Source organism: Pseudomonas inefficax (assembly GCF_032164165.1).
GTDB lineage: Bacteria > Pseudomonadota > Gammaproteobacteria > Pseudomonadales > Pseudomonadaceae > Aquipseudomonas > Aquipseudomonas inefficax.
Map to the genome: position 1 here is coordinate 450,408 of NZ_CP134401.1, position 22,631 is coordinate 473,038.

A 22,631-nucleotide genomic window follows, 5' to 3' on the forward strand; every position below is an offset into this window, starting at 1 on the left:
TGATTAGCCCGAATGGTTTGGTATACTCCGCCGCGACCGAAGGGTCATCGGGGCGATCCCTAGGAAAAATGCGGACCGCCCTTGGCCATGAATGGACACATAGCCTGGCCATAAAGCCTGGGTTGTTACCGCAGCTCAGCACTTGACGCTCGACTGATGCATCCACCATCACCGCTCGCAGCCTCTCGACTTTCCGCTCATGGCGTTGCCAGGGCGATGCGCCTACCCTGCGCACCACGAGACTCGAGCACGCTCAGCACACAGAGAGTTAACCCGCATGCCCACCCGTTCCAAGATCATCTATACCTTCACCGACGAAGCCCCCGCCCTTGCCACTTACTCGCTGCTGCCGATCATCGAAGCCTTCACCGCTTCGGCTGACATCGCCGTCGAAACCCGCGACATCTCCCTGGCTGGCCGTATCCTCGCCGCCTTCCCGGAGCAACTGGGCGCAGAGAAGCAAGTAGGCGATCACCTGGCGGAGCTGGGCCAGCTGGCTACCACCCCGGAAGCCAACATCATCAAGCTGCCGAACATCAGCGCCTCGGTACCGCAGCTGAAAGCCGCGATCAAGGAACTGCAGGGCAAGGGCTTCAACATCCCTGACTACGCCGACGAGCCGGCCACTGCGGAAGAAAAAGAATCCCGCGCCCGCTACGACCGCATCAAGGGTTCCGCCGTGAACCCGGTGCTGCGCGAAGGCAACTCCGACCGCCGCGCGCCGCTGTCGGTCAAGAACTACGCCCGCAAGCACCCGCACAAGATGGGCGCCTGGGCTGCCGATTCCAAGTCGCACGTTGCCCACATGACCCAGGGCGACTTCTACGGCAGCGAGAAAGCCGCACTGATCGAAGCTGACGACAGCCTGCGCATCGAGCTGGTCGGCAAAGACGGCAACACCACCGTACTGAAAGAAAAGACTGCGGTAAAAGCTGCCGAAATCATCGACTGCGCCACCATGAGCCGCAAGGCCCTGAAAGCCTTCATCGCCGAGCAGATCGCCGATGCCAAGGCCTCCGGCGTACTGCTGTCGGTACACCTGAAAGCCACCATGATGAAGGTTTCCGACCCGATCATGTTCGGCGTCATCGTCGAAGAGTTCTATAACGACGTGCTGGCCAAGCATGCCTCCGCCCTGGCTGAAGTTGGCTTCAACGCCAACAACGGCATCGGCGACCTGTACGCCCGCATCAAGGACCTGCCAGCCGAGAAGCAGGCCGAGATCGAAGCCGACATCCAGGCCCTGTACGCCCAGCGTCCGGCCCTGGCCATGGTCAACTCCGACAAAGGCATCACCAACCTGCACGTGCCGAGCGACGTCATCGTCGACGCCTCGATGCCAGCCATGATCCGTGACTCGGGCAAGATGTGGAACGCCGCTGGCGAACTGCAGGATGCCAAGGCGATCATCCCGGACCGCTGCTACGCCGGCATCTACCAGGCCACCATCGAAGACTGCAAGGCCAACGGCGCCTTCGACCCGACCACCATGGGCAGCGTACCGAACGTCGGCCTGATGGCACAAAAGGCCGAAGAATACGGCTCCCACGACAAGACCTTCCAGATCAAGGCAGACGGTGTCGTGCGCGTGGTCGACAGCAAAGGCAAGGTCGTTCTCGAGCAGAACGTCGAAGCCGGTGACATCTTCCGCATGTGCCAGGTCAAGGACGCGCCGATCCAGGACTGGGTCAAGCTGGCCGTCAACCGTGCCCGCCTGAGCGACACTCCTGCAGTGTTCTGGCTGGACCCGGCCCGCGCCCACGACGGCGTGATGATCGAGAAGGTGCAGAAATACCTGAAGGATCACGATACCACCGGCCTGGACATCCGCATCCTGGCACCGGTAGACGCCATCAAGTTCTCCCTGGCCCGCATCCGCGAAGGCAAGGACACCATCTCGGTGACCGGCAACGTGCTGCGTGACTACCTGACCGACCTGTTCCCGATCATGGAACTGGGCACCAGCGCCAAAATGCTGTCGATCGTGCCGCTGATGAACGGCGGTGGCCTGTTCGAAACCGGCGCCGGCGGTTCGGCACCGAAGCACGTACAGCAACTGGTGGAAGAGAACTTCCTGCGTTGGGACTCGCTGGGTGAATTCCTGGCCCTGGCCGCTTCCCTGGAGCACCTGGGCAACACCTACGACAACCCGCGCGCCAAAGTCCTGGCCAACACCCTGGACCAGGCCACCGGCAAGTTCCTCGACACCAACAAGTCGCCTTCGCGCAAAGTCGGTGGTATCGACAACCGCGGCAGCCACTTCTACCTGACCCTGTACTGGGCCCAGGCCCTGGCTGCGCAGAACGACGACGCTGCCCTGCAGGCACGCTTCGCGCCACTGGCCAAGACCCTGACCGAGAACGAGGAGACCATCGTCGCCGAGCTCAACGCCGTCCAGGGCAAGCCGGCCGACATCGGTGGCTACTATGCCCCGGATGCCGAGCTGACCGCCAAGGTGATGCGCCCAAGCCAGACCCTGAACAGCGCCATTGCTGCCCTGTAAGGTTCGCTTGAAGTAACAGCACAAACCCCGGCCACGCACCGGGGTTTGTGCTTTCTGGATAAAAGATTTCTGGCCACCAGCGCGGACCCTGTGGGAGCGGGTTTACCCGCGAATGCGATGGCGAATCCACTGACGCATTCGCGGGTAAACCCGCTCCAGGGCTGTGCAGGCCTCTAAGGAGCTGTTCATGACCTGGCAACCCCACATCACCGTCGCCACCATCGTCGAACACGAAGGCAAGTTCCTCTTCGTCGAAGAATTCAAGGCCAACCAGCACGTCTTCAACCAGCCCGCCGGCCACCTCGAACCCAACGAGACCCTGCCCCAGGCCGCCCTGCGTGAAACCCTCGAGGAAACCGCCTGGGAGGTCGAGCTCACCGGCGTGGTCGGCATCTACCTGTACACCGCCCCAAGCAACGGCGTGACCTACCAGCGCATCTGCTTCGCCGCCCGCCCCGTGCGCCATCACGCCGACCTGGCACTGGACAGCGACATCGTCCGCGCCGTGTGGCTGACCCGCGACGAACTGCTGGCCGACCCCGCCCGCTGGCGCAGCGAACTGGTGCCACGCTGCCTCGACGACTACCTCAAAGGCCCCTTGCACAGTCTCGACCTGCTGCGCGACTGACGCGCCGCCGCAGGTTTGATAGAATCGGCGTTTTTCCCCCTTGATACACACCGGTAACCATGACCAGCCCAGCACTCAAAGACCCCGCCAAGACCCGCGTCATCGTCGGCATGTCCGGCGGCGTGGACTCTTCCGTCTCCGCCCTTCTGCTCATGGAGCAGGGCTACCAGGTGGAAGGGCTGTTCATGAAGAACTGGGAAGAGGACGACGGCACCGAATACTGCACCGCCCGTGAAGACCTGGCCGACGCCCAGGCCGTGTGCGACCGCATCGGCATCAAGCTGCACACCGCCAACTTCGCCGCCGAATACTGGGACAACGTATTCGAGCACTTCCTCGAGGAGTACAAGGCCGGCCGCACGCCCAACCCGGACATCCTCTGCAACCGTGAAATCAAGTTCAAGGCGTTCCTCGACTACGCCCTGTCGCTGGGTGCCGACCTGATCGCCACCGGCCACTACGTGCGCCGCCGCGACACCGGCGAACTCACCGAACTGCTCAAGGGCCTGGACCCGAACAAGGACCAGAGCTACTTCCTGCACGCCGTCGGCGGCAAGGAAATCGCCCGCACCCTGTTCCCGGTCGGCGAACTGGAAAAGCCCGAGGTACGCGCCATTGCCGAAAAGCACGGCCTGGCCACCGCCAAGAAAAAAGACTCCACTGGCATCTGCTTCATCGGCGAGCGCCGCTTCAGCGACTTCCTCAAGCAGTACCTGCCGGCCCAGCCGGGCAACATCGAAACCACCGACGGTGAAGTGATCGGCCGCCACCACGGCCTGATGTACCACACTATCGGCCAGCGCCAGGGCCTGGGCATTGGCGGCCTGAAGGACGCCGGCGACGAGCCGTGGTACGTGCTGCACAAGGATCTGACCCGCAACGTTTTGGTGGTCGGCCAGGGCAATGAACACCCATGGTTGTTCTCCCGCGCCCTGCTCGCTTCGGAAATTTTCTGGGTCAACCCGGTCGACCTCAGCAGCCCGCGCCAGCTCACCGCCAAGGTGCGTTACCGCCAGAGCGACCAGCAGTGCACCCTGGAACTGACCGAAAGCGGTTACCGCGCGGTGTTCGACGAACCGCAGCGCGCCGTTACCCCAGGCCAGTCGGTGGTGTTCTACGACGGCGAAGTGTGCCTGGGCGGCGGCGTTATCGAAGCTGCCGAGCCGTGGAGCCCGCGCGCATGAGCAACCTGCAGGAGCAGCTGATTGCGTTGGGCGGTGTGTTCCAGGCCGCAGTACTGGTCGACCGCATCGCCCGCACCGGCCAGGCCAGCGAGGCCAACATCGGCTGCATGCTGGGCAGCCTGCTGGTCCGCGACCCCAAGGACACCCTGGAGGTGTTCGGCGGTGACGACCTGAATTTGCGTGACGGCTACCGCGCGCTGGTCGGCGCGCTGGAGCGCGAGCCCAGCAGCCTGCAGCGCGAGCCGTTGCGCTACGCCCTGTCGATGCTGGGCCTTGAGCGCCAGCTGAACAAACGCGGCGACCTGCTCGACACCATTGGCAACCGCCTGCCGCAAATCCAGTCCCAGGCCGAGCATTTCGGCCTGGTTCATGAAAACGTCATCGCTTCCAGCGGAGCCTTGTACCAGGACACCCTGAGCACCTTGCGTCAGCGCATCCAGGTGCATGGCGACATGCGCTTCCTGCAGCAGGCGAGCAACGCCTCGAAGATCCGCGCCCTGCTGCTGGCCGGCATCCGCGCCGCACGCCTGTGGCGCCAGCTGGGCGGGCATCGCTGGCAGCTGGTGTTCAGCCGCCGCAAGCTGCTGAACGAACTGTACGACATGATGCGTTCGCCTTCCTGACCCTGTGGGAACGGGTTCACCCGCGAATGCAATGTTGGCTCTACCACTGCATTCGCGGGTAAACCCGCTCCCACAGAAGCCATGACGTGCGTTTTAAGGCCCGACCTTTGGTCAGCCACCCGACTCGGGCGCAATTTTCATGTATGATATGCGCCCTTCCAAAAGCCTGACTGTCCGAGAACACCCCATGCAGCTTTCTTCGCTCACTGCGGTTTCCCCTGTAGACGGCCGTTATGCCGGCAAAACCCAGGCCTTGCGCCCCATTTTCAGCGAATTCGGCCTGATCCGTTTCCGCGCCCTGGTCGAAGTGCGCTGGCTGCAGCGTCTGGCCGCCCACCCGCAGATCGGCGAAGTGCCGGCGTTCTCCGCCGAAGCCAACGCCCTGCTGGACAGCCTGGCCACCGACTTCAAGCTCGAGCACGCCGAACGCGTCAAGGAAATCGAGCGCACCACCAACCACGACGTCAAGGCGATCGAATACCTCCTCAAGGAGCAGGCCGCCAAGCTGCCTGAGCTGGCCAAGGTCAGCGAGTTCATTCACTTCGCCTGCACCAGCGAGGACATCAACAACCTGTCCCACGCCCTGATGCTGCGCGCCGGCCGTGACGAAGTACTGCTGCCGCTGATGCGCCAGATCGCCGACGCCATCCGCGCCCTGGCCCATGCCCACGCCGACGTGCCGATGCTGTCGCGCACCCACGGCCAGCCGGCTTCGCCGACCACCCTGGGCAAGGAACTGGCCAACGTCGTGTACCGCCTGGAGCGCCAGATCGCCCAGGTTGCCGCCGTGCCGCTGCTGGGCAAGATCAACGGCGCCGTGGGCAACTACAACGCCCACCTGTCGGCCTACTCGCAGATCGACTGGGAGCAGAACGCCCGCGCCTTCATCGAAGACGAACTGGGCCTGCAGTTCAACCCGTACACCACCCAGATCGAGCCGCACGACTATATCGCCGAGCTGTTCGACGCCATCGCCCGCTTCAACACCATCCTGATCGACTTCGATCGCGATGTGTGGGGCTACATCTCGCTGGGCTACTTCAAGCAGAAGACCGTTGCCGGCGAAATCGGCTCGTCGACCATGCCGCACAAGGTCAACCCGATCGACTTCGAAAACTCCGAAGGCAACCTGGGTATCGCCAACGCGCTGTTCCAGCACCTGGCCAGCAAGCTGCCGATCTCGCGCTGGCAGCGTGACCTGACCGACTCCACCGTGCTGCGCAACCTGGGCGTGGGCTTTGCCCACAGTGTCATTGCCTACGAAGCCAGCCTGAAAGGCATCGGCAAGCTGGAAGTCAACGAAGCCCGCATCGCCGCCGACCTGGACGCCTGCTGGGAAGTGCTGGCCGAGCCGATCCAGACCGTGATGCGCCGCTTCAACATCGAAAACCCCTACGAGAAGCTCAAAGAGCTGACCCGTGGCAAGGGCATCACCCCGCAAGCGCTGCTGACCTTCATCGACGGCCTGGACATGCCAGCCGAAGCCAAGGCCGAGCTCAAGCAGCTGACCCCTGCTACCTACATCGGCAACGCGGCAGCACAGGCCAAACGCATCTAAGCTGACCGTCGCGTTCAACGCCCGGCCTGGCCGGGCGTTTTTATTCCCGAACGAAAATTACATTTTTTCAATAGGTTGAACATGAATCCTGATACTCCACTGCAGCTGCTTGGCGGCATCTCGGCCCGCGAATTCATGCGCGACTACTGGCAGAAGAAGCCGCTGCTGGTGCGCCAGGCATTCCCCGATTTCATCAGCCCGATCGACCCCGACGAGCTGGCCGGCCTGGCCCTGGAAGAGGAAGTAGAGTCGCGTATCGTGCTGGAACACGGCGCGCACCCATGGGAACTGCGCCGCGGCCCGTTCACCGAAGATACCTTCGCCGAACTGCCGGAAAAGGACTGGACCCTGCTGGTGCAGGCCGTGGATCAGTTCGTCCCGGAGGTAGCCGAACTGCTGGAAAACTTCCGCTTCCTGCCCAGCTGGCGCATCGATGACGTGATGATCAGCTTCGCCGCCCCTGGTGGCAGCGTCGGCCCGCACTTCGACAACTACGACGTGTTCCTGCTGCAGGGCCACGGCCAGCGCAACTGGAAAATCGGCCAGATGTGCAGCAGCGACAGCTCGCTGCTGGAGCACGCCGACCTGCGCATCCTCGCCGACTTCGAGCAGAGCGATGAGTGGACCCTGGAGCCGGGCGACATGCTCTACCTGCCACCACGCCTGGCCCACTACGGCGTGGCCGTGGACGACTGCCTGACCTACTCGGTAGGCTTCCGCGCGCCAAGCGCCGCCGAAGTGCTGACCCACTTCACCGATTTCCTCGGCCAGTTCCTGCCCGACGAAGAACGCTACAGCGACGCCGATGCCCAGCCGGTCAGCGACCCGCACCAGATCCAGCACGACGCCCTCGACCGCCTGAAGGCGCTGCTCGACAAGCACATGGGCGACAAGGACCTGCTGCTGACCTGGTTCGGCCAGTTCATGACCGAGCCGCGCTACCCCGAGCAGATCGTCGGTGAAGAGCTGTCCGAGGAAGAGCTGGTCGATGCCCTGGAACAGGGCGCCATCCTGATCCGCAACCCGAGCGCGCGCCTGGCCTGGTCCGAATTCGAAGAAGACCTGCTGCTGTTCGCCAGCGGCCGCAGCTGCCCGCTGCCAGGCAAACTGCGCGAGCTACTGAAGCTGGTTTGCGCGGCCGACGCCCTGCACATCGACAACCTGGGCGAATGGCTGCAGGATGAAGATGGCCTTATGCTGGTTCAACAGCTGGTCAAGCAAGGAAGCCTGGGATTCGCCAATGAATAAGATTCGTGTGCGCCTCGCCGACTGGCACAAGGACAACGCCGATATCCGCCGCATCCGCGAAGCAGTGTTCATTGCCGAACAGCACGTTCCGCCGGAGCTGGAATGGGACTCGGATGACCCGACCGCCGTGCACTTCCTGGCCCTGGAAGGCGACTACCCGATCGGCACCGCGCGCCTGCTGCCTGACGGCACCATTGGCCGGGTCTCGGTGCTGAAGGACTGGCGCGGGCTGAAGGTGGGTGACGCGCTGATGAACGCAGTGATTGTCGAAGCACAGAACCGCGATCTGAAGCAGCAGATGCTCAGCGCCCAGGTGCACGCCACGCCGTTCTACGAGCGGCTGGGCTTTCGCGTAGTCAGCGAAGAGTTCCTCGAAGCCGGCATCCCGCACGTGGACATGGTGCGCGACTCGCGCGCCTGATCCATGATCTGCCCACAGGGGCCACCACAAATCCTGAATATTGTGGGGGGCCCTCTGTGGGAGCGGGTTCACCCACGAAGAGGCCGGCACAGCCAAGACACCCCTCCTGACAAAAAACCTGTACATCCATCCAGATAAAACTTGCCTCCGCGCCCCCGCTTGCGCATCCTATCGCCCATCAACCCCGATGAAGCGTCCCCGGCCATGCGCCTGTTCCTCTGCGAAAAACCCTCCCAGGCAAAAGACATCGCCAAAGTGCTCGGCGCCACCCGCAAGGGCGATGGCTGCTGGCAAGGCACCGACGTCTGCGTGACCTGGTGCATCGGCCACCTGCTGGAAACCGCCCCGCCTGACAGCTACGACGAACGCTACAAGCGCTGGAACCTGGCCGACCTGCCGATCATCCCGGAAAAGTGGAAGATGCTGGTCAAACCCAAGACCGCCAGCCAGTTCAAGGCAGTCAAACGCCTGCTCGGCGAAGCGCGCGAACTGGTGATCGCCACCGACGCCGACCGCGAAGGCGAAATGATTGCCCGCGAACTGGTCGAGCATTGCCGCTACCGCGGCCCGGTGCAGCGCCTGTGGCTGTCGGCGCTGGACGACGCCTCCATTCGCAAGGCCTTGGCGCGACTGCTGCCGGGTCACGAAACCTTCAACCTGTACCACTCGGCGCTGGGCCGCTCGCGCGCCGACTGGCTGATCGGCATGAACATGAGCCGACTGTTCACCCTGCTGGGCCGCCAGTCGGGCTATCAGGGCGTGCTGCCGGTGGGCCGGGTGCAAACGCCGACTTTACGCCTGGTGGTCGACCGCGACCGCAGCATCGCCGACTTCGTGCCGGTACCGTTCTGGGCCATCGATGTGCAGCTGGAGCACGCAGGCCAAGGCTTCAATGCCCAATGGCGCGCACCCGAGGACGCCTGCGACGACCAAGGCCGCTGTCTGAATCAGGCCCTGGCACAACAGGCCGCCACGGGCATCAACCAGGCCGGCACTGCCCGGGCCATCAAGGTGGCCACCGAGCGCGTACGAGAAGCCGCGCCCCTGCCCTTCGACCTGGGCACCCTGCAGGAACTGTGCTCGAAAAAGTTCGGCCTCGGCGCCCAGGAAACCCTCGACATTGCCCAGGCCCTGTACGAAACCCACAAGCTGATCACCTACCCGCGCAGCGACTGCGGCTACCTGCCGCAAAGCCAGCACGCCGAAGCGCCAGCCATCCTCGCCGCCCTGCAACGGGCCGATGCCAGCCTGGCGCCGCTGCAACCCTACCTGGAGCCGCAGCGCCGTTCACGGGCGTGGAACGACGCCAAGGTCAGCGCCCACCACGGCATCATCCCCACTGCCGCCGCCAGCGACCCGTCGCGCCTGCCCGCCAAGCACAAGGCGGTGTACACCCTGATCCGCGCCCGCTACCTGGCGCAGTTCCTGCCCAACCACGAGTACGACCGCACCCAGGCCGACTTCGACTGCGCCGGCCATGCCCTGCGTGCAGTAGGCAAGCAGATCGTCGAACCAGGCTGGCGCCGTGCGCTACCCGAGGCGCTGACCCCGACCAAGGGCCGCGAGGCAGCACCGGCCCAGGTACTGCCGGCGCTGCACGAAGGCCAGGACTGCACAGTGCAGGGCCTGCAACTGAAGGACCTGTGGACCCAGCCGCCCAAGCCATTTACCGAAGGCGACCTGATCAAGGCAATGAAGAACGTCGCCAAGCTGGTGGACGACCCGCGGTTGAAGCAGAAGCTCAAGGAAACCACCGGTATCGGCACCGAAGCCACCCGTGCCAGCATCATCCAGGGGTTGCTAGACCGCGGCTACCTGGTGAAGAACGGTAAGGCGCTGTCCGCCACCCCTGCGGCCTTCAGCCTGATCGACGCCGTGCCACGCGCCATTGCCGACCCTGGCACCACGGCTATCTGGGAACAGGCGCTGGACATGGTGCAGAGTGGCGAGATGACGCTGGAGGAGTTCGTCGCCCGGCAGTCGGCGTGGATGGGCAAGCTGGTCGAACGGTGCAGCGGCATGCGCATGACCATCAGCGGGCCGGCAGCCGGGGCAGCGCCGCCGTGGAAGAAGAAGCGTCGAGGAAATGGAAAGAATAAAGCGGCTGGAAGCAAGGCTGCCAGCAAGCCGCGGCAGCCTCGGAGAAAGGCGACAACCTGAAGTTTTTGCACTATCAGGTCCGGCCTCTTCGCGGGTAAACCCGCTCCCACAGGTACAGCGCCAACCTCGAGACCTGTTATGACCCTGTGGGAGCGGGTTTACCCGCGAAAGGGCCAGGACAGGTATCACAACAACCCCAGCTAAACCATCAACCCCGACCATGCATTGGCACCATGAAATTTACCTGCTAAATTTTCATGAAAATAAACACAATAAATTTCATGGAATCCCTGCATGTTCAAACAGTCCGCCCAGCACATCGCCAGCTACTATGCCCAGACCTACCCCGCCAGCATTCCCCTGCACCCTACCCTGCAAGGCAGCCACGACACCGAAGTCCTGATCATTGGCGCCGGCTTCAGCGGCCTGCACACCGCCTTGCGCCTGACCCAGGCCGGCAAGCGTGTAACGCTGCTGGAAGCCAGCCGCGTGGCCTGGGCCGCGTCCGGCCGCAACGGTGGCCAGGCACTGCTCGGCTGGTCGTGCGACATGCCGCCGCTGGAGAAGGCCTTGGGCGTCGAACGCACCCAACGCCTGTGGGCCAGCATGTGCTGGGCCGCCGATGAAATGCGCGAATTGCCCGAGCGCCATGGCTTCGACATCGACTACCGGCTGGGCAGCCTGTGGACCGCCGTGCTGCCGCGCCGGGTGAAGATGCTGGAAGAAGCCCTGCACGAGGCCGAACACAAATGGGGCTACGACGCCCTGCGCCTGATCGGCCGCGACGAGCTGCCGCAATGGATCGACAGCCCGCGCTACCAGGCTGCGCTATACGACGCCAAAGGCGCCCACCTCAACCCACTGAAGCTGGCCCAGGGCCTGGCCAGTACCATCGAAGCGGCTGGCGGGCGAATCTACGAACAAAGCCAGGTGCTCGACTATCAACAGACCGGCAGCGGCTACATCGCCCGCACCGCGCGTGGCGAAGTGCGCAGCGACGTCCTGGTACTGGCCTGCAACGCCTACATCGACCGCCTCGACCGCAGCCTGTCACGCCGCCTGCTGCCCGTCGGGTCCTACCAGGTGGCCACTGCGCCATTGGACGCCGACTTCGCCCGTTCGCTGCTGCCGCGCAACAGTTGCGTGATCGACAACCAGTTCGTGCCCGATTACTTCCGCCTTACCCCTGACCACCGCCTGCTGTTCGGTGGCGGCTGTACCTACCTGGGTGGCATCCCCAAGGATGTCGCCAGCGCCACCCGCCCGTACCTGGAGCGGGTGTTCCCGCAACTGGCCGGGGTAGCCATCGACTACGCCTGGGGCGGCCATATCGATTGCAGTATCCAGCGTACCCCGGATGTCGGCCGCGAGGGCCAGCGCTACTGGCTGCAGGGTTTCTCCGGCCATGGCGTGCTCCCTACACTGGCGGCGGCGCGTGCGGTCAGCGATGCCATTCTTGGCGACGACGACCTGCTGACGCTGTACCAAGGCATCGACAACGGCCGCTTCCCCGGCGGCGATCTGCTGGCGGCACCGCTGGAAGCCGCTGCCAAGTGCTGGTACCGAATGCGCGACCGCGTCTGAAGGGCAATTTGTATCACCTGTGCGGGCCTCTTCGCGGGTAAACCCGCTCCCACATGTCATGTACGGATATCAAGACCTGTGCAGTACCTGTGGGAGCGGGTTCACCCGCGAAGAGGCCCGCACAGGATCACCACAGGCTGCAAATACTGTGCAGTACCTGTGGCTGGCTTGCCGGCGATGAGGCCGGTACTGCAAATACAAATTCCAGTGCCGGGATAAATTCCTCCTATGCTCAATAGCTCCCTTCGCTCCCTGCACCCAGGAGACACGACATGAGCTATGTAACCACGAAGGACGGCGTACAGATCTTCTACAAGGACTGGGGCCCGCGTGACGCACCGGTCATCCACTTCCACCACGGCTGGCCGCTCAGCGCCGACGACTGGGATGCGCAGATGCTGTTCTTCCTCGCTCAGGGTTACCGCGTGGTCGCCCATGATCGCCGTGGCCATGGCCGCTCCAGCCAGGTATGGGACGGCCACGACATGGACCACTACGCCGACGACGTGGCGGCGGTTGTCGCTCACCTGGGCATCCAGGGCGCCGTGCATGTCGGCCACTCGACCGGCGGTGGCGAAGTGGTGCGCTACATGGCCAGACACCCTGAAGACAAGGTGGCCAAGGCCGTGCTGATCGCCGCCGTACCGCCATTGATGGTGCAGACTCCCGGTAATCCTGGTGGGCTGCCCAAATCCGTCTTCGACGGCTTCCAGGCCCAGGTCGCCAGCAACCGTGCGCAGTTCTACCGGGATGTGCCGGCCGGGCCGTTCTACGGCTACAACCGCCCAGGTATCGAAGCCAGCGAAGGCATCATCGGCAACTGGTGGCGCCAGGGCATGATCGGCAGCGCCAAGGCCCATTACGATGGCATCGTGGCGTTTTCCCAGACCGACTTTACTGAAGACCTGAAGGGCATCCAGCAACCGGTACTGGTGATGCACGGCGATGATGACCAGATCGTGCCTTATGAAAACGCCGGGGTGCTGTCGGCTAAGCTGCTGCCCAATGGCTCGCTCAAGATCTACAAAGGCTACCCGCATGGCATGCCGACGACACATGCCGATGTGATCAATGCGGACTTGCTGGCGTTTATCCGTAGCTGATGTGATGGCCTGTACCAGCCTCTTCGCGGGTGGACCCGCTCCCACAAGGACCGCACAAGTCTTCAGATGTGCATATAACCTGTGGGAGCGGGTTCACCCGCGAAAGGGCCGGCACTGGCAACACACCTCCCCCAGGATTACCATGTCACCCTTCTAGTGCGGCCCTTTGCCGCCCCTTGCCTCCCTGCCTGCCAGAACCCCATGCCCTTCGAACTCACCGTAGAACCCCTCACCCTGCTGATCCTGGCCTTGGTCGCCTTCGTCGCCGGTTTCATCGATGCCATCGCCGGCGGTGGCGGCCTGCTAACCACCCCGGCGCTACTCACCGCCGGCATGCCGCCGCACCTGGTACTGGGCACCAACAAGCTCAGCTCTACCTTCGGCTCGGCCACCGCCGGTTTCACCTACTACAGGCGCAAGCTGTTCCACCCGGCGCAATGGCGCCCGGCATTGTTCGCCACCTTGGTCGGTGCTTTGCTCGGTGCAGTGATCGCCCACTACATGCCGGCCGAATGGCTGAACAAGATGTTGCCGGTGATCGTCTTCGCCTGTGGCGTCTACCTGCTGTTCGGCGGCACGCCCAAGGCGCCGCTGGATGCCGATGCACCGATCAGGAAAAAGTGGCAAGTGCCGCAAGGCTTCACCCTGGGCTTCTATGACGGCGTGGCCGGTCCGGGTACCGGGGCGTTCTGGACGGTGAGCACCCTGCTGCTCTACCCCATCGACCTGGTCCGGGCCAGCGGCGTGGCGCGCAGCATGAACTTCGTCAGCAACATCGCAGCGCTGACGGTGTTCATCATTTCCGGGCAGGTGGATTACATCGTCGGCCTGTGCATGGGCCTGTCGGTGATGGTCGGCGCATTCTTCGGCGCACGCACGGCGATCAGTGGCGGCAGCAAGTTCATCCGCCCGGTGTTCATCACCGTGGTGCTGGCATTGACCGTGCGCCTAGCGTGGCAGCACTGGCTCGGCCAAGCCTAGGCGACGCGCAACGTAGAGATCGATCAGGTACCGGGCAATCGACCGCCCGGCCGGCAGCGGCGGCAGGTCGTGGACGCTGAACCACTTGGCGTCCTCGATCTCGTCCGGCTGCATGACGATATCGCCGCCGGCATACTCGGCATGGAAGCCCAGCATCATCGAATGCGGGAACGGCCAGCACTGGCTGCCGATGTACTGGATGTTCTTCACCTCCACCGCCACCTCTTCACGCACTTCGCGCACCAGGCAGTCCTCGGCCGACTCGCCCGGTTCGGCGAAGCCTGCCAGGGTGCTGTACACCCCAGTGACGAAGCGAGGCGAACGCGCCAGCAGAACTTCGTCGCCTCGGGTCACCAGCACGATCATGCTCGGCGAAATGCGCGGGTAGCTGCGCAGGTCGCACGGCTGGCAGTACATCGCCCGCTCCCAGCGAATCTGCGTCATTGCCTGGCCGCAGCTGCCGCAGAAGCGATGCTCGCGGGCCCAGGTGCCAATCTGCGCGGCGTAGCCCAGCACTTTGTAGGTGTCGAAGTCACCCTCGAGCATGAACGCGCGCAGGCCGCGCCAGGCGCAGCCGGGCAGGTCGGTGGCGCTGCGCAGCTCCAGCAGGAACACCGGCTGGCCGTCGAAGTGGCCGATGCCGTGCTCGCACAGCACGTCGAGGTCCTGGCGCTTGAGCCAGTCGCGAGGGAACAGCGCGCCGTTGTCGTCCACCAGGAACCCTTCCGGGCTGCGGGCAACGGCCAGCCCCCCGGTGATCTGCGGGTCGAGTACTGCGGTAGTCCAGCGTGCTGACACGTCGGGGGTTCCCTTACTGCGCGTCCCCCGGCCTGATCAGTCGGCGAACGTCGGTTTCTGTTTGCTCATGTGCGCCGCCACCGCCACGCGCAGGTCTTCGGACTGCAGCATCGCGGCGTTCCAGGTGGCGATGTATTCCAGGCCATCGTCGATGCGATGGTCACGCATGTAGCTGAGCATTTCCTTGGTGCCGGCCACGGCGATCGGCGATTTTGCGGCAATCTCGCCGGCAATGGCAAAGACCCCGTCCATCAGCGCGGCCTGATCATCATAGACCCGGTTGACCAGGCCGATGCGCAGCGCCTCTTCGGCCTCGACATTGCGCCCGGTGAAAGCCAGCTCACGCATCATGCCGTCACCGATGATACGAGGCAAACGTTGCAGTGTGCCGACATCGGCGGCCATGCCCATGTCGATTTCCTTGATCGAGAACTGTGCGTCGCTGCTGCAGTAGCGCATGTCGCAGGCCGAGATCAGGTCGATCGCGCCGCCAATGCAGTAACCCTGCACCGCGGCCAGTACCGGCTTGCGGCATTTGTCCACGGCATTGAACGACGCCTGCAGGCGCAGGATGGTGCTGCGCAGGAAGCGTGCATTACGGCCCACATCCTTGCCCATCTGCCCGGCCAGCGAAGCCAGCATCATCAAGTCGATACCAGCGGAAAAATGCTTGCCGGCACCGCTGATCACAACCGCCCGCACCGCGTCGGTGTCGTCGACCCAACGGAAGATGTCGACAATCTCCTCCCAGAAGGCCGCGTTCATCGCATTGACCTTTTCCGGGCGGTTGATCTGAACGTGGGCGATGCTGTCGGTCAGTTCGACCTTGAATGCGCTGTACTCGGTCACGGGCGGCACTCCTGCGGGTGAAGGGTTCATGGCACGGATGGTAACCCAGCCCGATGACCGCACTTGTGCCAAAAACGGGACTTTACGCCTTGCCTAAGACGCGCCGATCCGGCACCGTGCGCCATCGCCGAATCATAAGGATACAAATTCATGTCGCGCTCCCTGACCGGCGCCCTCGCCCACAGCTTTCTGGGCCAGTCGCCGCTTTGGTACAAGGCAGTCATCTGCCTGTTCCTGGTGCTCAACCCGCTGCTGCTGGTGACCGTCGGCCCGGTCGCTGCCGGCTGGGCACTGGTGCTCGAATTCATCTTCACCCTGGGCATGGCACTGAAGTGCTACCCGCTGATGCCTGGCGGCCTGCTGCTGGTCGAAGCCCTGCTGTTGCAGATGACCACTCCGCAAGCCCTTTACGAAGAGCTGCAGCACAACTTCCCTGTGATCCTGCTACTGATGTTCATGGTCGCGGGCATCCACTTCATGAAGGAACTGCTGCTGTTCCTGTTCTCGCGCATTCTGCTGGGTGTGCGTTCGAAGGCGATCCTGGCGTTGCTGTTCTGCGTGCTGTCGGCATTCCTCTCGGCGTTTCTCGATGCGCTGACCGTCACCGCCGTGATCATCAGTGCCGCGGTCGGTTTCTATGCGGTGTACCACCGCGTCGCCTCCGGGGCCAACCCGCGCGAAGACAGTGCGCTGGACAGCGACCAGCAGGTCGCACAGTTGCACCGTGAAGACCTCGACCAGTTCCGCGCCTTCCTGCGCAGCCTACTGATGCATGGCGCGGTGGGTACCGCCCTGGGCGGCGTGTGCACACTGGTGGGCGAGCCGCAGAACCTGCTGATCGGCCATGAGATGGGCTGGCGCTTTGCTGACTTCTTCCTGAAGGTGGCACCGGTGTCGCTGCCGGTACTGGGCGCCGGCCTGCTGACCTGCGTGCTGCTGGAAAAGCTGCGCCTGTTCGGCTATGGCACGCTGATGCCCGAGCCGGTGCGCCAGGTGCTGGCCACTTACGCCGCCGAGGACGATGCTGCGCGCACCACTGCCCAGCGCATCGCGCTGTGGGTGCAAGGGTTGGCCGCACTGATCCTGATCGTCTGCCTGGGGCTGCACGTTGCCGAGGTCGGCCTGATCGGTCTGATGGTGATCGTGCTGATCACGGCGTTCACCGGCATCACCGACGAACACCGCCTGGGCCGTGCCTTCCAGGACGCCATGCCGTTCACCGCATTGCTGGTGGTGTTCTTCGCCGTGGTGGCGGTGATTCACCAGCAGCAACTGTTCAGCCCGTTGATTGCCTGGGTGCTGGCGCTCCCGGCCGAGCAGCAACCGGGCATGTTGTACCTGGCCAACGGCCTGCTGTCGGCGATCAGCGACAACGTGTTCGTTGCCACCATCTACATTACCGAGGTGAAGCAGGCGTTCCTCGATGGCGGCATGAGCCGCGAGCATTTCGAGACGCTGGCGGTGGCGATCAACACCGGCACCAACCTGCCGAGCGTGGCGACGCCGAATGGGCAGGCGGCGTTCCTGTTCCTGCTGACTTCGGCGATTGCGCCGCTGATCCGGCTGTCGTATGGGCGCATGGTGTGGATGGCCTTGCCCTATACCGTAGTGATGGGTGGGCTGGGGTGGTGGGCGGTGACCTACTGGCTGTGAGGTAGCCTGCACCGGCCTCTTCGCGGGTAAACCCGCTCCCACAGGTATTGCGCCAGGCTCAAAGGCTGTGCAGTGCCTGTGGGAGCGGGTTTACCTGCGAAAAGGCCAGCACAGATTTGCGCTTTCGATTCTGCTGCACGCCATTCGACTTTCCAATCCCGTACAACTTTTGCCTCTCGCCCGCATCGAAACACAGGTAAGCCCCGTCCGTGTCAAGGAGGTTCACCATGGCGCTACGCACCACGTTGCTGTTTTCCTGCATGACCCTGGCCCTGCTCGGCTGCGCCGGCAACGATCACCCGGCGCCGCCGCGCACCCAGCAGGTCGACCTGCAACGTTACCAGGGCACCTGGTACGAACTCGCGCGACTGCCGATGTTCTTCCAGCGCAACTGCGTGCAGTCCGAGGCGCACTATGGCCTGCGAGAGGACGGCCGCCTCGATGTGACCAACCGCTGCCAGGAAAAGGACGGCCAGTGGGACCAGGCCAAGGGCATCGCCGAAGCCCAGCAACCGGGCAGCACCGACAAGCTCTGGGTGCGCTTCGACAACTGGTTCAGCCGCCTCGCGCCCGGCCTGACCAAGGGGGAGTACTGGGTGCTGTACCACGACAAGGACTACCGCGTAGCCCTGGTCGGCCACCCGAACCGCGAATACCTGTGGCTGCTTTCGCGCACGCCCGCAGTCACCGACCAGCTGCGCGAGCAACTGCTGACGATTGCCCGGGAGCAAGGCTATGACACCAGCAACCTGATCTGGCGGCAGGCCGAGTAGCGGGCCATCGACGGCATGCAGCAATCAGGCTAAGGTGTGCGCCCTGGCGTTGCTAGGCTGAAACAAGGAGCCTGAACATGGACCTGCTGTTCCTCGGCACCTCCGCCGGCGTGCCGACCAAGGCACGCAACGTCAGCGCTACCGCCGTGATCGAAGCCAGCGGCAGCCACTGGTACCTGGTCGACTGTGGCGAAGGCACCCAGCACCGGCTGCTGCACACGCCGCTGTCGATCCGCGACCTGCGCGCCATCTTCATCACCCACGTGCACGGCGACCATTGCTTCGGCCTGCCGGGCCTGCTGGCCAGCGCCGGCATGAGCGGGCGCACCCAGCCGCTGGACCTTGTCCTGCCCGCTGCCCTGCACGACTGGGTGCGGCAGGGGCTGGTGGCTAGCGATACCTTCTTGCCATTCGAACTGCGCCTGCTGCCCGTGGAAGAGCTGGTCGAGTGGCGCAGTGATGCCGTGCAAGTAACCAGCGTGCAACTGTCGCACCGGGTACCGAGCGTCGGCTTCGTTTTCACCGAGCTCAACCCCGAACCACGCCTGGACATTCCGCGCCTGGAAGCCGATGGCATCCCCCGCGGCCCGCTGTGGGGCGACCTGGCCAAGGGCCTGACGGTGCAGCATGGCGGGCGGCGGCTGCATGGCAGCGACTACTTGCGCCCTTCGCGCCCGCCGCGGCGGGTGATCGTGTGCGGCGACAACGACAACCCCGAGCTATTGGCCGACGCAGCCAAGGGCGCGGACGTGCTGGTACACGAAGCCACATTCACCCAGGCGGTGGTCGAGCGCACGGGGGTTACCTTCGGCCACAGCACCGCGGCTGCGGTGGCGCGCTTTGCCGAAGCTGCGGGCGTGCGCAACCTGGTGCTGACGCACTTCAGCGCCCGCTACCAGAACGACCCACGGCGCAACCCGAGCATCGACAACGTGCGCGACGAAGCCCTCGCCCACTACAGCGGGCAGCTGACCCTGGCGCAGGACCTGCAGCGCTATCACATCGGGCGCGATGGCTGTCTCGAGCCGGCGGGATGAATTGTGGAGCTTCGCAGATGCTCGCCACAACATCTTCATCGCCTGTGAAATCGAGCGCCGCCCGCGCGGCGCTTCGCGGCACAAGGCCGCTCCCACATTTGTTGCAACGTGGCCATGCCTGTGAGAGAGGCGTCGCCCGCCTTGGTGCATGATTTGAGGCAAGTGGGGCTTCGGTAGCGCCAGCCAAAAAACCGCGTCAAAGCGACAAGGCTGCCAACCATTGCCTGACAAGTGTGGCACGTTGCAACAAATGTGGGAGCGGCCTTGTGCCGCGAAGCGCCGCGCGGGCGGCGCTCGATTTCACAGGCGATGAAGATGTTGTGGCGAACACATGCGAAGCCCTCCACAACCCACCGCTCCACTATGCCGCCAACCGCCCACTGGCAATCGCCTCCGATGCCGCAAGCATCGCGCGCAGCAACACCGCGCAGCCTGCAGCCAGGTCCTCGGGCGTGGCGTTCTCGATTTCGTTATGGCTGATACCGTTCTCGCACGGCACGAAAATCATCCCCGCCGGCCCAAGCTCGGCCAGGAAGATCGCGTCGTGCCCCGCGCCGCTGACGATGTCCATGTGCGGCAGGCCCAGCGCCTGCGCCGATTCGCGCACGACGTCGACACACCCTTTATCGAAGTACAACGCCGGGAAATCGGCCGTGGGTACCAACTCGTGGCTCAGGCCATGCCTGGCACAGGTCGCTTCGATCACCGCGCGCACATCGGCAATCATCGCATTCAGTTGCTCACCCTCCAGATGACGAAAATCCAGGGTCATGCGCACTTCGCCCGGGATCACGTTGCGCGAGCCTGGGTAGGCCTGCAGGCAACCCACCGTGCCACAGGCATGGGGCTGGTGGCCAAGGGCGGTGCGGTTGACTGCCTCCACCACCGCCGCCGCGCCGACCAGGGCGTCCTTGCGCAGGTGCATGGGCGTTGGGCCGGCATGGGCCTCGACACCGCGCAGGGTCAGGTCGAACCATTTCTGGCCCAGCGCGCCCAGCACCACGCCAATGGTCTTGCGCTGATCCTCGAGGATCGGGCCCTGCTCGATATGCGCTTCGAAATAGGCCCCCACCGGGTGGCCTGATACAGCGCGCGGGCCGGCGTAGCCGATGGCGTTCAACGCCTCGCCAACGCTGACACCCTGGGCGTCGCACTTGGCCAGGGTTTCCTCCAGGGTGAACTTGCTGGCGAACACCCCAGACCCCATCATGCACGGCGCAAAGCGCGAGCCTTCCTCGTTGGTCCACACCACCACTTCCAGCGGCGCTTCGGTTTCCACGCCGAGGTCATTGAGGGTGCGGAGCACTTCCAACCCGGCCATCACCCCGAAGCACCCGTCGAACTTGCCACCGGTGGGCTGGGTGTCGATATGGCTGCCGGTCATCACCGGGGGCAGCTTGGGGTTTCGCCCCGGGCGGCGGGCGAAGATGTTACCGACGGCGTCGATACTGACTGTGCAACCGGCGGCCTCGCACCACTGCACGAACAGGTCGCGGGCCTGGCGGTCGAGGTCGGTCAGGGCCAGGCGGCACACGCCGCCCTTGGCGGTGGCACCGAGGCGGGCCAGGTCCATCAGGGACTGCCACAGGCGGGTGCTGTCGATGTGGGGGGCGGTGGTCTTCAGGATGTCTTTGACTGGGGTCACGAGTTTCTCCTTAAGGCTTTTTGTTTTCTGTGCCGGCCTCTTCGCGGGTAAACCCGCTCCCACAGGTACAGTGTTGGCCTCGGGACCTGCGCCGTACCTGTGGGAGCGGGTGAGCCCGCGAAGAAGCCAGCGCGGTCTCACGGCAAGGGCTTGGCCACCCGCGCCGGGCTGCGCGCGACCACGCCGGCGAAGAGGTAATACAGCGCCCCACCCAGCAGCGAACCGGTGAACCAGCCGTAGTCGTAGAACCAGCTGAAACTGTCGTTGCCAATGGCCATTACTGTCAGCGCCACCGGCAACGCAAAGGCGGCAAAGCCGGCCCAGTTCCACGCCGGGTACACGTCGTCACGGTACAGCCCGGCCAGGTCCAGCTTCTGCCGGCGGATCAGGAAGTAGTCCACCACCATGATCCCGGCAATCGGCCCCAGCAGGCTGGAATAGCCCAGCAGCCAGTTGGAGTACACGCTTTCCAGGCTAAGGTCGGAGACAATCCAGCCCAGCTTCTTCAGCAACTCGTGTCCCATCAGCGCCAGGCCGATGAAGCCGGTCAGCCACACCGCGCGGCTGCGCCCGATCAGGCGTGGGGCGATGTTCTGGAAGTCGTTGGTCGGCGACACGATGTTCGCCGCGGTGTTGGTCGACAGCGTGGCGATCACGATCAGCGCCATGGCCAGGGCCACCCAGAACGGGCTGTGGATCTTGCCGATCAGGCTGACCGGGTCGGACACGGTCTCGCCAACCAGCGACGCCGAGGCAGCGGTCAGCACCACGCCCAGCGCGGCGAACAGGAACATGGTCAGCGGCAGGCCGAAGATCTGCCCGAGAATCTGGTCCTTCTGGCTGCGGGCGTAACGGCTGAAGTCGGGGATGTTCAGCGATAACGTGGCCCAGAAACCGACCATGGCGGTAAGCCCGGCGCAGAAGTAGCCGAGCATGTTCGCCCCTTCCGGGCGCTTGGGCGGCTGGGCCAGCAGTTCGGTCATCGACATGTGCGGCAAGGCCCAGAACAGCAGGCCGACGCCGACCGCCACCAACAGCGGTGCAGAAAGCGTTTCGAGCCACTTGATCGACTCGGCGCCGCGTAGCACCACCCACAGGTTAAGGCACCAGAAGACCATGAAGCCGATCACCTCGCCGGTGCCGCCCAGGGCCTTCCAGCCGTCGAACACCGAGCCCAGGAACAGGTGGATGGCCAGGCCGCCGAACATGGTCTGGATGCCGAACCAGCCACAGGCGACCACCGCGCGGATCAGGCATGGCACGTTGGAGCCGAGGATGCCGAACGACGAACGCAGCAGCACCGGGAACGGAATGCCGTACTTGGTGCCAGGGAAGGCATTGAGGGTGAGCGGGATCAGCACGATCAGGTTGGCCAGCAAGATCGCCAGCAAGGCCTCGCCCACGCTGAGGCCGAAGTAGGCGGTGAGCACGCCGCCAAGGGTGTAGGTGGGCACGCAAATGGACATGCCCACCCACAGGGCGGTGATATGCCATTTGTTCCAGGTGCGCTGGTGCACCTTGGTCGGGGCGATGTCGTGGTTGTAGCGCGGGCTGTCGAGGACATCGCTGCCCTCGGACAGCTCGAAAAGGCCATCCTGCTCGACCACTTCCGATCTGCTCTGCTGCATGGGGCTTTCTCCAGATGTTCTTGTAGTTGTTTGCCCATCGGGTTGATGCGATGGCCGGAGTACACACGCTTTATGTGCTTGAAAATCTCGACCAGATTTTCATCTTGTCAAGTCAGTCAAAGTTTCAAAAAACCCCGCAATCAGTACTGCCAAACAAATAAATCCATTAATTTCAATGAGTTAAAAACCACAAAATTAATGGGAAAATTTTCTTGCTGAATGCCGTATCTGCATCTAGCCTCCAATCTTGTCAGGCCTGACAGGATTAACCTCCCTGCCCGCCCTGCGCCAAGACAATTCCAAGAACCGGCCCAG

General features: G+C 64.0%; 18 protein-coding genes. 14 read left to right on the forward strand and 4 right to left on the reverse strand.

Annotated features, from left to right (window positions below; all coding sequences use genetic code 11):
• The first annotated feature begins 277 nt into the window (after positions 1 to 277).
• The 11 genes from RIN61_RS02145 (at position 278) to RIN61_RS02195 (ending at position 13,933) form a co-directional block, all read left to right on the forward strand.
• Positions 278 to 2,503: an NADP-dependent isocitrate dehydrogenase gene (locus tag RIN61_RS02145; RefSeq protein WP_112252834.1), complete on the forward strand. Its 2,226-nt coding sequence runs from the start codon at positions 278 to 280 to the stop codon at positions 2,501 to 2,503.
• A gap of 187 nt (positions 2,504 to 2,690) precedes the next feature.
• Complete coding sequence (locus tag RIN61_RS02150; protein ID WP_025339778.1) at positions 2,691 to 3,131, forward strand: NUDIX hydrolase; 441 nt, start codon at positions 2,691 to 2,693, stop codon at positions 3,129 to 3,131.
• Between the two features lie 59 nt (positions 3,132 to 3,190).
• Positions 3,191 to 4,315 carry a tRNA 2-thiouridine(34) synthase MnmA gene (mnmA, locus tag RIN61_RS02155; RefSeq protein WP_025339779.1) on the forward strand — a complete coding sequence of 375 codons (1,125 nt, stop codon included), beginning with the start codon at positions 3,191 to 3,193 and terminating at the stop codon, positions 4,313 to 4,315.
• A complete protein-coding gene (gene hflD / locus RIN61_RS02160) occupies positions 4,312 to 4,938 on the forward strand; it encodes a high frequency lysogenization protein HflD (protein ID WP_313855532.1) in 627 nt (208 codons plus the stop codon). Before mnmA ends, hflD begins: the two co-directional genes overlap by 4 nt.
• Positions 4,939 to 5,125: 187 nt before the next feature.
• On the forward strand, positions 5,126 to 6,496 hold the full coding sequence (gene purB, locus RIN61_RS02165) for an adenylosuccinate lyase (protein ID WP_112252835.1): 1,371 nt from the start codon (positions 5,126 to 5,128) through the stop codon (positions 6,494 to 6,496).
• Positions 6,497 to 6,577: 81 nt separating this feature from the next.
• Positions 6,578 to 7,744 carry a ribosomal protein uL16 3-hydroxylase gene (locus RIN61_RS02170; protein WP_112252836.1) on the forward strand — a complete coding sequence of 389 codons (1,167 nt, stop codon included), beginning with the start codon at positions 6,578 to 6,580 and terminating at the stop codon, positions 7,742 to 7,744.
• Complete coding sequence (locus RIN61_RS02175) at positions 7,737 to 8,165, forward strand: GNAT family N-acetyltransferase (protein ID WP_112252837.1); 429 nt, start codon at positions 7,737 to 7,739, stop codon at positions 8,163 to 8,165. Before RIN61_RS02170 ends, RIN61_RS02175 begins: the two co-directional genes overlap by 8 nt.
• A 204-nt stretch (positions 8,166 to 8,369) precedes the next feature.
• A complete protein-coding gene (locus RIN61_RS02180) occupies positions 8,370 to 10,325 on the forward strand; it encodes a DNA topoisomerase III (RefSeq protein WP_313857537.1) in 1,956 nt (651 codons plus the stop codon).
• A gap of 234 nt (positions 10,326 to 10,559) precedes the next feature.
• Positions 10,560 to 11,849 (forward strand): NAD(P)/FAD-dependent oxidoreductase, encoded by a 1,290-nt coding sequence (locus RIN61_RS02185; protein ID WP_112252839.1) that lies wholly within the window; start codon positions 10,560 to 10,562, stop codon positions 11,847 to 11,849.
• A 272-nt stretch (positions 11,850 to 12,121) separates the two neighbouring features.
• Positions 12,122 to 12,952 carry an alpha/beta fold hydrolase gene (locus tag RIN61_RS02190; RefSeq protein ID WP_112252841.1) on the forward strand — a complete coding sequence of 277 codons (831 nt, stop codon included), beginning with the start codon at positions 12,122 to 12,124 and terminating at the stop codon, positions 12,950 to 12,952.
• Positions 12,953 to 13,153: 201 nt separating this feature from the next.
• Entirely contained in the window at positions 13,154 to 13,933 is a 780-nt protein-coding gene (locus RIN61_RS02195) for a TSUP family transporter (protein WP_112252842.1), read from the forward strand.
• Here the strand turns inward: RIN61_RS02195 and nudC are convergent.
• Both nudC and RIN61_RS02205 read right to left on the reverse strand, forming a co-directional pair.
• A complete protein-coding gene (gene nudC / locus RIN61_RS02200; protein ID WP_112252843.1) occupies positions 13,901 to 14,731 on the reverse strand; it encodes an NAD(+) diphosphatase in 831 nt (276 codons plus the stop codon). The two genes, RIN61_RS02195 and nudC, sit on opposite strands and share 33 nt — an antisense overlap.
• 36 nt (positions 14,732 to 14,767) lie before the next feature.
• Positions 14,768 to 15,580, reverse strand: a complete 813-nt coding sequence (locus tag RIN61_RS02205; protein ID WP_112252844.1) for a crotonase/enoyl-CoA hydratase family protein — start codon at positions 15,578 to 15,580, stop codon at positions 14,768 to 14,770.
• 150 nt (positions 15,581 to 15,730) lie between these two features.
• Between RIN61_RS02205 and nhaB the strand changes: the two genes are divergently transcribed.
• The 3 genes from nhaB to RIN61_RS02220 all read left to right on the forward strand — a co-directional run bounded on the left by nhaB (position 15,731) and on the right by RIN61_RS02220 (position 19,043).
• On the forward strand, positions 15,731 to 17,233 hold the full coding sequence (nhaB, locus tag RIN61_RS02210) for a sodium/proton antiporter NhaB (RefSeq protein WP_112252845.1): 1,503 nt from the start codon (positions 15,731 to 15,733) through the stop codon (positions 17,231 to 17,233).
• 227 nt (positions 17,234 to 17,460) lie between these two features.
• Positions 17,461 to 18,006: a lipocalin family protein gene (locus tag RIN61_RS02215; RefSeq protein ID WP_313855537.1), complete on the forward strand. Its 546-nt coding sequence runs from the start codon at positions 17,461 to 17,463 to the stop codon at positions 18,004 to 18,006.
• 77 nt (positions 18,007 to 18,083) lie between these two features.
• Positions 18,084 to 19,043, forward strand: coding sequence for a ribonuclease Z (locus RIN61_RS02220; RefSeq protein WP_313855538.1), 960 nt, complete (start codon positions 18,084 to 18,086; stop codon positions 19,041 to 19,043).
• 361 nt (positions 19,044 to 19,404) lie between these two features.
• Here RIN61_RS02220 and RIN61_RS02225 read toward each other — a convergent pair whose 3' ends face one another.
• Together RIN61_RS02225 and RIN61_RS02230 are read right to left on the reverse strand one after the other, a co-directional pair.
• Entirely contained in the window at positions 19,405 to 20,688 is a 1,284-nt protein-coding gene (locus RIN61_RS02225) for a Zn-dependent hydrolase (RefSeq protein WP_313855539.1), read from the reverse strand.
• Between the two features lie 137 nt (positions 20,689 to 20,825).
• Positions 20,826 to 22,316: an NCS1 family nucleobase:cation symporter-1 gene (locus tag RIN61_RS02230; protein ID WP_112252849.1), complete on the reverse strand. Its 1,491-nt coding sequence runs from the start codon at positions 22,314 to 22,316 to the stop codon at positions 20,826 to 20,828.
• Positions 22,317 to 22,631 lie beyond the last annotated feature (315 nt).